General features: G+C 60.4%; 13 protein-coding genes. 1 reads left to right on the top strand and 12 read right to left on the bottom strand.

Going from position 1 to position 13,095, the window contains the following annotated elements; translation table 11 throughout:
• Nucleotide 1: 1 nt before the first annotated feature.
• Nucleotides 2-2,563, bottom strand: a complete 2,562-nt coding sequence (gene secDF, locus IB244_RS21465; protein ID WP_192305512.1) for a protein translocase subunit SecDF — start codon at nucleotides 2,561-2,563, stop codon at nucleotides 2-4.
• Nucleotides 2,564-2,619: 56 nt separating this feature from the next.
• A complete protein-coding gene (gene yajC, locus IB244_RS21460) occupies nucleotides 2,620-2,967 on the bottom strand; it encodes a preprotein translocase subunit YajC (protein ID WP_018859378.1) in 348 nt (115 codons plus the stop codon).
• A gap of 208 nt (nucleotides 2,968-3,175) precedes the next feature.
• Between yajC and IB244_RS21455 the strand changes: the two genes are divergently transcribed.
• The gene (locus IB244_RS21455; RefSeq protein WP_018859379.1) at nucleotides 3,176-4,048 is read left to right on the top strand and encodes an ATP-binding protein; all 873 of its coding nucleotides are present in this window, start codon (nucleotides 3,176-3,178) and stop codon (nucleotides 4,046-4,048) included.
• A 52-nt stretch (nucleotides 4,049-4,100) separates the two neighbouring features.
• On the opposite strand, the gene IB244_RS21450 is transcribed toward IB244_RS21455, so the two are convergent.
• The 10 genes from IB244_RS21450 to nagZ form a co-directional block, all read right to left on the bottom strand.
• Nucleotides 4,101-5,654 carry a peptidoglycan DD-metalloendopeptidase family protein gene (locus IB244_RS21450; RefSeq protein ID WP_192305510.1) on the bottom strand — a complete coding sequence of 518 codons (1,554 nt, stop codon included), beginning with the start codon at nucleotides 5,652-5,654 and terminating at the stop codon, nucleotides 4,101-4,103.
• A 137-nt stretch (nucleotides 5,655-5,791) separates the two neighbouring features.
• Entirely contained in the window at nucleotides 5,792-6,445 is a 654-nt protein-coding gene (locus IB244_RS21445) for a protein-L-isoaspartate(D-aspartate) O-methyltransferase (RefSeq protein WP_018859381.1), read from the bottom strand.
• 6 nt (nucleotides 6,446-6,451) lie between these two features.
• The gene (surE, locus tag IB244_RS21440; protein WP_018859382.1) at nucleotides 6,452-7,219 is read right to left on the bottom strand and encodes a 5'/3'-nucleotidase SurE; all 768 of its coding nucleotides are present in this window, start codon (nucleotides 7,217-7,219) and stop codon (nucleotides 6,452-6,454) included.
• Between the two features lie 4 nt (nucleotides 7,220-7,223).
• Nucleotides 7,224-8,507 (bottom strand): serine--tRNA ligase, encoded by a 1,284-nt coding sequence (serS, locus tag IB244_RS21435; RefSeq protein ID WP_192305508.1) that lies wholly within the window; start codon nucleotides 8,505-8,507, stop codon nucleotides 7,224-7,226.
• A gap of 91 nt (nucleotides 8,508-8,598) precedes the next feature.
• Complete coding sequence (gene tatC / locus IB244_RS21430; RefSeq protein ID WP_018859384.1) at nucleotides 8,599-9,426, bottom strand: twin-arginine translocase subunit TatC; 828 nt, start codon at nucleotides 9,424-9,426, stop codon at nucleotides 8,599-8,601.
• A complete protein-coding gene (gene tatB / locus IB244_RS21425; RefSeq protein ID WP_018859385.1) occupies nucleotides 9,423-10,040 on the bottom strand; it encodes a Sec-independent protein translocase protein TatB in 618 nt (205 codons plus the stop codon). Before tatB ends, tatC begins: the two co-directional genes overlap by 4 nt.
• A 49-nt stretch (nucleotides 10,041-10,089) precedes the next feature.
• The gene (locus IB244_RS21420; RefSeq protein ID WP_007532194.1) at nucleotides 10,090-10,287 is read right to left on the bottom strand and encodes a twin-arginine translocase TatA/TatE family subunit; all 198 of its coding nucleotides are present in this window, start codon (nucleotides 10,285-10,287) and stop codon (nucleotides 10,090-10,092) included.
• A gap of 185 nt (nucleotides 10,288-10,472) precedes the next feature.
• Complete coding sequence (gene scpB, locus IB244_RS21415) at nucleotides 10,473-11,153, bottom strand: SMC-Scp complex subunit ScpB (RefSeq protein WP_051085621.1); 681 nt, start codon at nucleotides 11,151-11,153, stop codon at nucleotides 10,473-10,475.
• Nucleotides 11,154-11,185: 32 nt separating this feature from the next.
• A complete protein-coding gene (locus tag IB244_RS21410) occupies nucleotides 11,186-12,046 on the bottom strand; it encodes a segregation and condensation protein A (RefSeq protein WP_018859387.1) in 861 nt (286 codons plus the stop codon).
• Nucleotides 12,047-12,067: 21 nt separating this feature from the next.
• Entirely contained in the window at nucleotides 12,068-13,081 is a 1,014-nt protein-coding gene (gene nagZ, locus IB244_RS21405) for a beta-N-acetylhexosaminidase (RefSeq protein WP_192305506.1), read from the bottom strand.
• Nucleotides 13,082-13,095: the final 14 nt, after the last annotated feature.

Here is a 13,095-nt window from a genome sequence, read left to right as displayed (position 1 = left end):
CTCACACTGCCGGATTGCCGGGGTTCGTATCCGGCTCGGCCACTTTCTTGTTCTGATCGTTGTCAATCGCGTCCGGGCGGAGCTTGAAGGCTATCAGCACGGGCGCGGCTATGTAGATGGAGGAAAAGGTGCCAATGGCAACGCCGAACAGCATCACAAAGGCGAACGGGCGGATCACGTCGCCACCGAAAAGGCAGAGCGCCAGCAGCGCCAGCAGCGTCGTTGCCGCCGTCAGAACGGTGCGCGACAGCGTTTGGTTGATGGAAGCATCGATCAGGATCGGCATAGGCATCTTGCGATAGCGCTTCAGATTCTCGCGCATCCTGTCGTAGACGACGACTGTATCGTTGAGCGAATAGCCGACGATCGTCAGGAGGGCCGCAACGCTTGTGAGATTGAATTCCATGCCGGTCAGTACGAAAAGGCCTAGCGTCAGGATGATATCGTGGAGCGTCGCGATAATCGCGCCGATCGCGAATTGCCATTCGAAGCGGAGCCAGATGTAAAGCAGGATGATAGCGAGCGAACCGAGTGTGCCCAACGTCGCGGCCCTGGTCAGTTCGCCTGATACGGCGGGGCCGACAACCTCGACACGCCGGATCTCATAGTCGTCGCTCAATTCATCACGCAGCAACGTCATGGCAGACTGTTCGGCATTCTCGCCGCCGCCTTGCGCCTGGATGCGGACCAATGCCGTCGACGGGTCGGAAAGGCGGCGAGCCTCAATGGCCCCGATGTTCAGATCACCGAGGCGAGCGCGGATATCATCACGATCGGCAGCACCTTGCTTCGCCTTGACTTCCACCAGCGACCCGCCCGCAAAGTCGACGCCAAGATTTGCACCGACTGTCGCGAAGCCGACCATGGCGAGAATGGAAAGCACGGCCGACACCGTGAAGGTGTAGCGCCTGATACCCATGAAACGGATGTTCGCGCGGTCGAAAATGCCCGTCTGAACATCCCTTGGCAGATGCCGCGGGTGCTTGCGATGCAGCCAGGTAACGACAATCCAGCGCGTCAGCGTGAAGGTAGTGAAGACCGTCGTCAGGATTCCCGCGGCCAGTGTCACTGCAAAACCGCGGACGGTATCGCTGCCGAGATAATAGAGAATGACGGCCGCAATGACGATCGTGACGTTGGCATCAAGGATCGTCATAAATGCCCGGGAGAAGCCGTTGTCGATCGCATCCGCGAAGGAGTGACCGGCTTTCGCCTCCTCGCGAATTCGCTCGTAGACAAGCACATTGGCGTCGACGGCCATGCCGATGATCAAGACGATACCTGCGAGGCCGGGCAGCGTGAGTGTCGCGCCGATCACGCTCAGCACAGCAAGAATCAAAAGCAGATTCAGGACCAGCGAAATGCCGGCAATGATGCCCAGCTTGCGATAGAAGGCAAACATCAATCCGGTGACAAGGATCGCAGCGACGAAGCCGGCGATCAGACCGGCGCGCTTTGATTCAGCGCCGAGGACGGGGCTGACGGTGCGCTCCTCTACGGTCGTCAACGTCGCCGGCAGAGCGCCGCTTCGCAAGATCAGCGCAAGATCGCGGGCTCCGTCCTCACTGAAGCTGACCGGCACCTTCCCGGTGCCGTCCAGGATCGGCGCATTGATCAGAGGCGCCGCCATGACCTGATCATCGAAAAGTATGGCAAGGTGCCGACCGATGTTCTGGCGAGTCTTCTGCGCGAGGCGTTCGGTCCCTTCAGCATCCAGCTTGTAACTGATTGCGACTGAATCCGTGTTCGCATCGGCGACGGCCTGAACGTCAACGAGATTGTTGCCCGTCACGAAATCAGTGCGGTCCACGAGATAGGGAACGGGCGGATCGTCGAGCGAGTAGAGAACCTCTGACGTCGCGGGCCAGCGACCGGCAAGGGCCTCCTGCCCCGACATGCTTTCATCGATCAGCCGGACGGAGAGCTGGGCCGGCTCGCTCAGAATATTCTTCAGGCGCTCGACGTCGACCGAGCCCAGTGCCTTGACGTCGATACGATCGCGCCCGTCTCCGCGGACTGAAAAACTGCCAATCCCAATGCCGGCGATGCGACGCTCGACAACCTCGATGGACTGCGTCTGAGCGGCCACGATACCTTGGTCGATGCTAGCGTTCGAAATTCGTAGCGTAAGCTGTCCGTCATTGCCCTTCTGCAGGGAAACATTCTGAACCGAGCCACCGAACCAGCCACTTTTCGTGCTCACGGTCAGCGCGCTCAACGCATTGACGGCAGCGTCCACCTGGCTGGCAGCGGTAATCTTGACGGTGATCTCCTGATCGTTGCCGGTCAGGCCAGTGTAGCGAATATTGGCTTCGCGCAACTTACCGCGAACATCCGCGACTGTGCGTTCGAGCTGGTGCTTTACGATATCAGCGCGTTCTATCTGGAAAAGCAGATGGGAACCGCCCTGCACATCGGGGCCAGGAACAATGTGGCTATGAGCCAGCCACAGGGGCAGCCTCGAACGCTGCCCTTCAGACAACAGATTTGGGGCCGCGAGTATCACGGCCACCACCACCAAAACCCAGATCAGGACGGCCTTCAAGCGGGAAAAACGGTGCATTTTCTCTCGACTATTTCCGACCCGGCCTAATCCGGTTCACATCTTGGTTTGCAATACTATGCAGCGTCCGCCTTGACTGGCTCACCCTTGACGCGAACTTCCGAAATGCCGGTGCGGACGATGCGAACGCGAACGCCGTCTGCAATCTCCACTTCGAGTTCTTTGTCGTCAACAACCTTGGTGACCTTGCCGACGAGGCCACCGCCGGTCACAACCTGATCGCCACGACGGATCGCCTTCAGCGTTTCTTCCCGCTTTTTGGCCTGGGCGCGCTGCGGACGGATCAGCAAGAAATACCATACAACCATCAACGGCACGAAAAGAATGATCATTTCGAAGCCGGAACCGAACGGCGACGCCGCGGTATCGGTGGCAGCCTGGGCAAATGCCGGGGTGATGAACATGCTAAACTCCTCAAACTTTCCGGAGGCGGAACTCCGCCTTTTCTCGGGTGGCCGGACTATAATTGCGGTCTTTGCGAATGCAACAGAAACAGCTGGAAACCGTACCGATTCCGCTGCCTCATAACCTTTCCGCTCGTAAAAGGCCATGCTACGCCGCAGGCAAAAGACACAGTACACTGGTTGCAAGCAGAATTCAGGAGGAAGGCCCATGGCCGGAGACGTCAACAACGCCATTCTGACGGAGCTGCGCCGGCTCACAGATGCGATCGATCGGTTGGCGGGGCCGCCGCCCGCATTGAACGACTGGAACGCGGCCGACTGCTTCGTCTGGTCCCCTGCCCGTCAGCATCTTCAGCCGGTTGCACGGCCGAACCGCGTGGCGCTGAAGCTCATCCGCGGTGTCGACCACGTGCGCGATATCCTGCACGAGAATACGGTGCGCTTCGCCGAAGGCTTTCCGGCCAACAACGTTCTCCTCTGGGGTGCGCGCGGCATGGGCAAGTCCTCGCTGGTCAAGGCTGTTCACGAGGATGTGCGGCGCGAGAGCGGCGTGTCGATAAAGCTGGTGGAAGTGCATCGCGAGGATATTGCGAGCCTCCCGACGCTGCTCGATCTTCTCAAGGACACGCCGCACCGTGTCATCGTCTTCTGCGACGACCTTTCGTTCGACCATGATGACACGGCCTACAAATCGCTCAAGGCAGCCCTTGATGGCGGCGTGGAAGGTAGACCGGACAACGTCCTGTTCTATGCGACCTCGAACCGGCGCCACCTGCTTCCGCGCCACATGATGGAGAACGAGCAGTCGACGGCGATCAATCCTTCGGAGGCGGTCGAGGAAAAGGTTTCGCTGTCCGACCGGTTCGGCCTTTGGCTGGGTTTTCACAAATGCAGCCAGGACGACTATCTAACGATGATCGACGGCTATGCCGACCACTTCAGGCTGCCAATCGATCGCGAGAAGATGCATGCGGAGGCGCTAGAATGGGCCACGACGCGTGGCGCACGTTCGGGCCGTGTTGCCTGGCAGTACATTCAGGATCTCGCCGGTCGGATGCGCATTGCACTCGACCGTGCATAATGACAAAAGCCCGGCTTGAGGCCGGGCTTTTGAGCATCCTCGGACGCAATACCTATTCGAGGAAGGTAATCGGGTTGACCGGCGTCGCGTCCTTCCGAACTTCGAAATGGACCTGCGGCTGCTTGACGTTGCCGCTCATGCCGGAGACGGCGACCGTCTGGCCGCGCTGGATCTTCTGGCCGCGGGCAACACTCAAGATATCGGCGTTGCCGTAGACGGTGACCGTACCATCGTCGTGGCGGACGAGGACCGTATTGCCGAGCTCCTTCAGGCCGTTGCCAGCATAGATGACCACGCCGTTTTCGGCCGCCTTGATCGGCGTACCTTGGGGCACGGAAATGTCGATGCCGTCGTTGCGGCTGCCGTTGACGTTGGCGCCGTAGGCGGCAATGACAGCTCCACGAACCGGCCAGCGATACTTGCCGATGCCGGTAGCCTCGGGTGCGGCGGACGCCACTTCCTTCTTGGCAGCCTCATCCACCGTCTCGGTGGCGACAGGAGCCTTGTAGGTTGCCGGCTGCGCGGCAGCAGTCGACGTTGCGGAGGCGGGCTCGGCGACTGGCTTCGGCTCTGCCTTTGCCGGAATGGAAGCCGTCTTCATGCCATCCTGAGAACCACCCGGAAGATTAAGCTCCTGACCGATGCGGATAGAACCGGCCGACAGGTTATTGGCGGCCTTCAGATCGTCTATGCTGGTGCCCGTCGCCTTGGCGATCTTGGCGAGCGAGTCACCCGGCTTGACGACGTAGGTGCCGCCGGCGCCCTTTGGCCCCTTGCCTGCACCGGCCGCAAGTTTGTTGGACGGATCGGCATTTGCGACTGACTTGTCACGGGCGGAGTTCGCACCCGGAACGACCGCAACGTTCTGTTCCTGCTGCTTGTTCGGTTGCGGCAGATGCCCACCCTTGGAGAGGTCGGCGCTTTGGGCGGCTGCCTTTGCTGCATTGCCTCCGTTGAAGGTCGGGATCAGGATGATCTGGCCCGGCTTGGCGGCAGCGGCAGTCTTGAAGCCGTTGACCCGAAGGATCTCCTTCTCCGGCACACCGTAGCGGTTGGCGAGTGTCGCGATGCTTTCACCCGGGCGAAGTGTGACGGACGGCGCATTGGTTGCCGACCAGCCGGAAACCTTGGGGTTCGTGCCGGTGACGATCGAGTCTGTCTTCGGTGGAACGAGAATGGGCGCCGACTTCTTCGGAGCAGTGGCGGCAGGGAATGGCTGGGCGAGTGCGACTTGCCTTTCACGGGATGGCGCTGCCGGTGCAACGGCGGAGGGAGCCGCAAGTTCGGAGCGCTGGACGGAAACAGGTGCCGAGGCCATGCGGGCGCTGGAGGCGCCATAAGCGGGCTGCGCGGAATAAGGCTGGCTCATTGCCTGGCTACTTGGCGCGTAGCCGCCCTGTGCCAAATCCGCCTGCGGCACCGGATCGGCCTGCATACCTCTGCGAGGGATTGAGTTGGTCGTCATCTGATCCTGACCGGATGACGAGAAGAGACCACCGAAACGTGTCACATCGGAACTGCAACCCGTTGCCGCACTCGCCAGCAAAGCCGCTATCAGGACATTACCGGCAGACTTGCCCACTCTTGGCGAAAGACTGAAACGCATGACTCGACCCACTGATTAACGCAACCATTTGTGGGTTTATTAAAGCGCGTTAGTATTACCACGCGGTTAAGGTGCCGGAATCCGCGAGATTTTTTTGAGGGATTGCTAACCATAGCAACGCTTGCGAGCCGATCGCCCTAGAGTTGAGATGCGAGACGAGGGACGATCGGAAGATAGGGTGTGTCGAACAGCTCCTCGCGCTCGAAGCGGCTGCCCGTTTTCGTGAGCCGCACGAGGCGACACTCCTTGTCGGAAATCATCAATGGAGCGATCATCGAACCGCCGGAAACGAGTTGGTCGGTGTAGAACCGTGGCATCGAATTGAACGCAGCGGTTACGACGATACGGTCGAAGGTCCCCTCTCCCTGCAGACCGGCGCTGCCGTCAGCCTGGCGGATGATGACGTTTCGCAGTCCGAGCGAGTCTATACGGCGCTGCGCATTCGTCGTCAGTGTCTTGTAGCGGTCGATCGTCAGCACGCGCTCGGCCATGCGAGCCATGACGGCGGTCATGAAGCCGCTGCCGGTGCCGACCTCGAGCACGCGTTGCCCGGGTTTGATTTTCAGGTGATGAAGGATCCTGACCGCGAGATCGACGCCTTCGATGAAGGAGCCGCATTCGATCGGGATCGTGCGGCTCGAATAGGCCTGCTCGGCAAATTGTGCCGGCACGAACAGCGACCGCGGCGTCTGCTCGACTGCAGTCAGCAGGTCCAGATCGGACACGCCTTCGGCTCGCAGCCTCAAGACGAGCGCCGCAAAACCTTCCTTCTCCACCAGCCGTGCCGTCAAAATAGTCTACTCCGTACCCGAAAGCGCCCGCGCGACTCGGTCCTGTACGGAATAATCAGTCAGATCCAGTTTCAAAGGCGTTACCGAAATCTTGCGGCTTCTCAGGGCGTGAATATCCGTGCCTGCGACGAAGGCGCCGGCGCGTTCTCCAAACCGGAGCCAGTAATAGGGCAGGCCGCGCCCGTCGGAACGGGCATCGACCTGCAGGTTGAAGGCAAGCCGCCCTTGCGCCGTCACTTCCACGCCCTCGACCTCTTCCGGCCGGCAATTCGGAAAGTTCAGGTTCAGGAAGGTGCCGTCAGGCAGGTCGAGCGATATGAGCTTGTCGAGAAGTGCCGGCGCATGCGCCTCGCAGACCTCCCAGGGGACCACCCTTGCCCCGTCTTGGTGCAGATAGGCTTGGCTCAACGCAAAGGAGCGGACACCCTGCAGCGTGCCCTCGATCGCCCCGGCGACGGTGCCCGAATAGGTCACATCATCGGCGACGTTAGAGCCTGAATTGACGCCCGACAGCACCAGGTCGGGCTTGACGTCCATAACCTGCTTGACGCCCATGATGACGCAATCGGTCGGAGTTCCGCGCAGCGCGAAATGCTTGTCGGAAATCTTCCGAAGCCGCAACGGCTCGGAAAGACTCAGCGAATGCGCAAGGCCGCTCTGGTCCGTCTCCGGCGCGACAATCCAGACATCATCGGACAGCGTCCGCGCAATCCGCTCCAGCGCCGCGAGGCCTTCCGCGTGAATGCCGTCGTCGTTGGTGAGCAGAATGCGCATCGGCTCAGGCCGCCCGTTCGATCTTCGTCAAACCGCCCATGTATGGCAGCAGAGCATCGGGAACGGTCACGGAACCATCCTCGTTCAGGTAGTTCTCCAGAACCGCAATCAGGCAGCGGCCGACCGCCGTGCCGGAACCGTTCAGCGTGTGAACGAACTTCGTCGCCTTGTCTTCCTTGCTGCGATAGCGCGCATTCATGCGACGCGCCTGGAAATCGCCGCAGACCGAGCAGGACGAGATTTCACGATAGGTGTTCTGGCCGGGCAGCCAAACCTCGAGGTCGTAGGTCTTGCGCGAACCGAAGCCCATGTCGCCGGTGCAGAGCGTCATCGTGCGGAAATGCAAGCCGAGGCGCTTCAGCACCTCTTCGGCGCAAGCCGTCATACGCTCGTGCTCGGCAAGCGAACTCTCGGCATCGGTGATCGAGACGAGCTCGCACTTCCAGAACTGATGCTGGCGCAGCATACCACGCGTGTCGCGTCCGGCAGAGCCTGCCTCCGATCGGAAGGACGGGGTCAGCGCGGTGAAGCGAAGCGGCAGTTTCTCCTGGTCGAGGATTTCGCCCGAGACGAGATTGGTGAGCGTCACCTCGGCGGTTGGGATCAACCAGCGGCCATCCGTGGTCTTGAACAGGTCCTCCGCAAACTTTGGCAGCTGGCCGGTGCCGAACATGGCATCGTCACGAACCATCAGCGGCGAGCTGACTTCGGTGTAGCCGTGCTCGCGCGTATGCAGGTCGATCATGAACTGACCGAGCGCACGCTCCAGCCGCGCCAGCGGGCCGGTCAGCACGGTAAAGCGCGATCCCGAGAGCTTCGCAGCCCGTTCGAAGTCCATGTAGCCGAGCGCTTCGCCGATTTCGAAGTGTTCCTTCGGCGTATGATTCCAGCGGGGCTTTTCGCCGACGACTCGGGCAACGGAATTGTCGTGCTCGTCCTTGCCAACCGGCACGTCATCGTGCGGGATGTTCGGAATGCGCGACAGCGCATCGTTCAGTTCGTCCGTCGCCTGCCGCTCGCCCTCTTCCGCGGCCGGAAGCAGCGACTTCAAGTCGGCTACTTCGGCCTTCAGCTTTTCAGCAAGCCCATTGTTTTTCTGGGCCATCGCAGCGCCGATCTCCTTGGAGGCGGCATTGCGGCGGGACAGCATGTCCTGGACGCTCTGGATGGCCGAACGGCGCTTTTCGTCGATCGCGATCAGGTTTTCGGACAAAGGCTCGGCACCACGCTTGGCAAGTGCCGCATCGAGGGCTTCGGGATTCTCACGGATCCATTTTATATCGAGCATCGTCGTTCCAGGTCGTTGTAAAAAAGATAACCCGGCCAAAGCCCGGCTAGGCCTCGACCGGATGCTTGGAAGCGCTCATTGAGGGAGATCGTCAGACGTTGTCCGTCTTGGCAACGTCCGTGTTTCCTTCAGCCTCTTCGACCGCCTCGCGGGCACGCTGGCGCTCCACGAGTCGCGCCGCGTAGATGGAAATCTCGTAGAGAAGGATGGTCGGCAGTGCAAGGCCGATCTGGGACATCGGATCGGGCGGCGTCAGCACCGCTGCCACGATAAAAGCGAGCACGATCGCGAACTTGCGCTTCTCGGCCAGCCAATCGGAAGTCAGCAGCCCAACTCGGGCGAGCAGCGTGGTGATGACAGGAAGCTGGAAGACCAGGCCGAACGAAAACACCAGCGTCATGATCAGGCTGAGGTACTCAGAGACCTTCGGAAGCAGCGAGATCGCGACATCGCCCTCACCCGGCGCCTGCTGCATGGTCAGGAAGAACCACATGACCATCGGCGTGAAGAAGAAATAGACGAGCGAAGCACCCATCAGAAACAGGACCGGCGACGCAATCAGAAACGGCAGGAAGGCCGCTCGCTCGTTCTTGTAGAGGCCAGGGGCGACGAACTTGTAGATCTGCGCGGCGATAATCGGAAAGGCGATGACCAGGCCGCCGAACATGGCGACCTTTACCTGCGTGAAGAAGAACTCCTGCGGCGCGGTGTATATGAGCTGCGCCTTGGACACGTCTAGATGCGCCCAGGTCACCGCCCACTTGTATGGATAGACGAGCACATTGAAGAGATGCTTGGCGAATATGAAGCAGGCGATGAACGCGACGAAAAACGCACCGATCGACCAGATCAGCCGCGTACGCAACTCCATCAGGTGTTCGATCAGCGGCTGCGGCTTGTCTTCGATTTCACCGCTCATGCGTCGTCCTTCTTCTTCTTTGCTGCCGTCTTCTTCGGAGCGGCTGTGGCGGCAACTGCCGCAGGCTTCTTGGCGGCCGCTGTCTTCGTCGAAGTCCGCTTGGGCTTTCCGACCGGAGCAGCAACTGCGGCAGGCGCAGGCTCCGCCTTGGCGCGCGGTTTACGGGCCGCCTTCGGCTTTTCCTGGGCTGCCGCATTTTCAACGCCTGCTGCAACAGGCGCCGGTGCTACGACCGGCGGCGTCTCTGGCAGGCTCATCGACGGCTCAGGAACCGATACGGCAGCTGGCGGAACTTCGGTCTTGTTATCGACCGTCGTCGCCTTCTGCAGGTCAGCCTTGATTTCGTTGCCCATCTGGCGAAGCGGGTTCATTGCTTCGCGCAAGGTGTTGACGGGGTTCAGCTTCTGCGCATCGGTCAGCGTCTGGCGAACTTCGTCCAGATCCGCTTCACGCAGGGCCTCGTCGAACTGGGCACGAAACTCACCGGCGACCTTACGAGCGCGCTGCGTCATCTTGCCGAACGCACGAAGCATCGGCGGCAAGTCCTTAGGACCAACCACCACGATCAATACGACCGCGATGACAAGCAGCTCGGTCCAGCCAATATCGAACATTCAAGGCTCCTGAACGGGAAACGTGGGGGCTACGTTGCCCGGAAGTGGATTACTTCGTTTCGTCGGCCTTGTGATCGACGGTCTTGGCAGTCGTGGACTCAGGCGCGTCTTCGTCGTTCATGCCCTTCTTGAAGCTCTTGATACCCTTGGCGACATCACCCATCAGCTCCGGAATCTTGCCGCGACCGAACAACAAAAGCACGATGACCAGAACGATCAGCCAGTGCCACATGCTAAAAGAACCCATTACGCTAACTCCCTGTTGCGATGTTTCCAGATGTAAGAGCTTCCTACACCAATTCCAACATCAAAGTTCCCCTTGGATTGTCGCTTAATGTCACGGGATCGCCCTCTGTGACAAGAGAATACACATCCGAAAAACTATGATCGGCATTGTTTTCGCGATGCGTGGCGGAACCAAGACAAATCCGATTAGTCTTCGGACCCGCCGCCCGGTGCAAGCAGGCCGAGTTCCTCAAGATCGAGTTGCGTTATTGGATCTTCGTCCTCGGTCAACTCGTCGCTCATCATAGGCGATGGTACATTGAAATTGGCCGGTATGCGACCGGAGAGCAGCCCTGCCCCCTTCAACTCTTCAAGCCCCGGCAGGTCGCGGAGTTCTTCCAGGCCGAAGTGATCGAGGAAATCGCGGGTGGTGCCGAGCGTGACAGGCCGGCCCGGCGTGCGCCTGCGGCCGCGAAACCGAACCCAACCCGCCTCCATCAGCACGTCGATCGTGCCGCGAGAGGTCTGCACGCCCCTGATGTCCTCGATTTCGGCGCGTGTCACCGGCTGATGATAGGCAATGATCGCCAATACTTCCAGGGCCGCGCGCGAGAGCTTCTTCGTTTCGTTCTCGTCGCGCCGGATGACGAAAGAGAGATCAGCGGCCGTTCGAAACGCCCACGCATCGTCTACCTGGACGAGGTTGACGCCGCGATGGGCATATTGCTCCTTCAGGCGCAACATGATGGCGCGGACGTTGAACGTGCGAGGCAAGCGGTCTGCGATGAAGCTTTCGGAAACGGGCTGGGCGGACGCAAAGACCAGTGCCTCGGCGATGCGCTCTGCCTCGGTCTCCGCACGAACCTCGTCGTCTGAATTTTCCACCATTACGCTATCGATGTGTTCTTCTTCCAGATCGGTCACGCCGGTCGCTCCTGTTCGACGACCTGCAGCGTCGCATGCTTGGGGCCTCGCCGCATGTAGAGGGGCTGGAAGGCTCCATCCTGCCGGATTTCGAGTTTGCCTTCGCGGACCAGCTCCAGCGAAGCCGCAAACGCACTGGCAATCGCCGTGACCCTGTCTTCCGGAGACGACATGTAACGCAACAGATAGGATTCGAGTGCAGTCCACTCGCTGACCTCGCCGATAATGCGGGTCAGAAGCTCGCGGGCGTCCGTCAGCGACCAGACGTTGCGGCGCGCGATGGTGACCTGCGTCACGGCCTGACGCTGCCTGAGCGACGCGTAGGCCGTCAGCAGATCATAGAGGCTTGCATCATATGCGGACTGATGCCTGTCCGGGATGTGCTCTGGGACGCCGCGAGCGAAGATATCCCGTCCGAGGCGGTTGCGATTGACAAGACCGCTCGCGGCCTCGCGCATAGCTTCGAGGCGTTTCAGGCGGAAGGCGAGCGTCGCCGCCATCTCCTCGCCGGAGGGCCCGTCGTCCTTGGCCTGCTGCGGGATCAGCAGACGCGATTTCAGGTAGGCAAGCCAAGCGGCCATCACGAGATAGTCGGCAGCAAGCTCTATCCGTATCCGCCGCGCGCTTTCGATGAACTGCAAATATTGCTCCGCCAGCGCAAGAACAGAGATGCGGGACAGATCGACCTTCTGATTGCGGGCGAGATAGAGCAAGAGGTCGAGGGGACCTTCGAAGCCGGCAACGTCGATCAGCAGGGCCGGATCGGAGGTCGCGCGCTCAGCACCGCTCTCCTGCCACAGCTTGTCCATCGGCGTAGCCGCCGTCTGTGGCCGTTCCGTGTCCTTGGCCGTCGTCACCCTGCCCTGTTCCTTTCGCAATCAGACCGTTGCAAACATCGCATCGAATTCGGCCCGAAGCGAGGCCTCGTCGGCCTTGTCAGCTGTCGGGAAGCCATTCAGCACCGCTTCTGCCCGCAAATGCGACTGGCCTTGCAAGACCGGTACGTTTGCGACCACCTGCTGCATTTCGTCCATGTGGCCATTGCAATGCAGCACGATATCACATCCACCGCCGATGATGTTGGCGGCGCGCTCACCGATCGTACCAGCAAGCGCGTTCATCGACGTATCATCGGAAAGCAACAGTCCTTTGAAGCCGATATGGTCGCGGATGACGCCGTCAATGACCTTGCGTGAGGTCGTTGCCGGACGCTCCGAGTCGATGGCCGCAAAGACAACATGACACGTCATCGCCATCAATTCGTTCTTCATGGCAATGAACGGCGGGAAATCGTGCGCCTCGAGTTCCGTGCGCGAGACGGTGACAACCGGCAGTTCGTGATGTGAATCCGCAAAGCCGCGCCCGTGGCCAGGCATGTGCTTCATCACAGGTAGAAGGCCACCCGCCTTCAAACCGTCGGCAGCGGCACGCCCCATGGCCGTCACAGTTGCTGGATCACCGCCATAGGCGCGATTGCCGATCACGTTGCTGCTGCCTTCCACCGGCACGTCCAGAACCGGCAGGCAATCAACGTTGATCCCGAGGCCCGAAAGATCGAAGGCGTGCAGCCGCGACATCAGCCATGCGGCTCGCAGGCCCTTTTCTCTGTCCTGCCGATAGATATCACCAAGCTGTTGCCCCGACGGATAATGCTGGAAGATTGGCGGCCGGATACGCTGGACGCGTCCACCCTCCTGGTCGATCAGGACCGGCGCGTGCCAACCGACAGCGTCTCGCATTTCCGCGACGAGGTCACTGATCTGTTGCGGCTCGGAAATATTGCGCCCGAACAGAATGAAGCCCCAGGGGCGCTCGGTGTTGAAAAACGCCTTTTCATCGGGAGTGAGGGATAGGCCGCTACAGCCAAGGATCATTGCTTTTGATTCGGTCATACCCGAATCATAGA

This window comes from Rhizobium sp. RHZ02 (assembly GCF_014851575.1).
In the GTDB taxonomy this organism is placed as follows: Bacteria; Pseudomonadota; Alphaproteobacteria; order Rhizobiales; family Rhizobiaceae; genus Rhizobium; species Rhizobium altiplani.
Note: the sequence above shows the minus strand (reverse complement) of the source record. Positions and strands in the feature narration are given on the sequence as shown.

Bases quoted from the DNA above. Each gene is read 5' to 3' on its own strand.
- secDF (WP_192305512.1), bottom strand. From the start codon at position 2,563: ATGCACCGTTTTTCCCGCTTGAAGGCCGTCCTGATCTGGGTTTTGGTG.
- yajC (WP_018859378.1), bottom strand. From the start codon at position 2,967: ATGTTCATCACCCCGGCATTTGCCCAGGCTGCCACCGATACCGCGGCG.
- IB244_RS21455 (WP_018859379.1), top strand. From the start codon at position 3,176: ATGGCCGGAGACGTCAACAACGCCATTCTGACGGAGCTGCGCCGGCTC.
- IB244_RS21450 (WP_192305510.1), bottom strand. From the start codon at position 5,654: ATGCGTTTCAGTCTTTCGCCAAGAGTGGGCAAGTCTGCCGGTAATGTC.
- surE (WP_018859382.1), bottom strand. From the start codon at position 7,219: ATGCGCATTCTGCTCACCAACGACGACGGCATTCACGCGGAAGGCCTC.
- serS (WP_192305508.1), bottom strand. From the start codon at position 8,507: ATGCTCGATATAAAATGGATCCGTGAGAATCCCGAAGCCCTCGATGCG.
- tatC (WP_018859384.1), bottom strand. From the start codon at position 9,426: ATGAGCGGTGAAATCGAAGACAAGCCGCAGCCGCTGATCGAACACCTG.
- tatB (WP_018859385.1), bottom strand. From the start codon at position 10,040: ATGTTCGATATTGGCTGGACCGAGCTGCTTGTCATCGCGGTCGTATTG.
- IB244_RS21420 (WP_007532194.1), bottom strand. From the start codon at position 10,287: ATGGGTTCTTTTAGCATGTGGCACTGGCTGATCGTTCTGGTCATCGTG.
- scpB (WP_051085621.1), bottom strand. From the start codon at position 11,153: ATGGTGGAAAATTCAGACGACGAGGTTCGTGCGGAGACCGAGGCAGAG.
- nagZ (WP_192305506.1), bottom strand. From the start codon at position 13,081: ATGACCGAATCAAAAGCAATGATCCTTGGCTGTAGCGGCCTATCCCTC.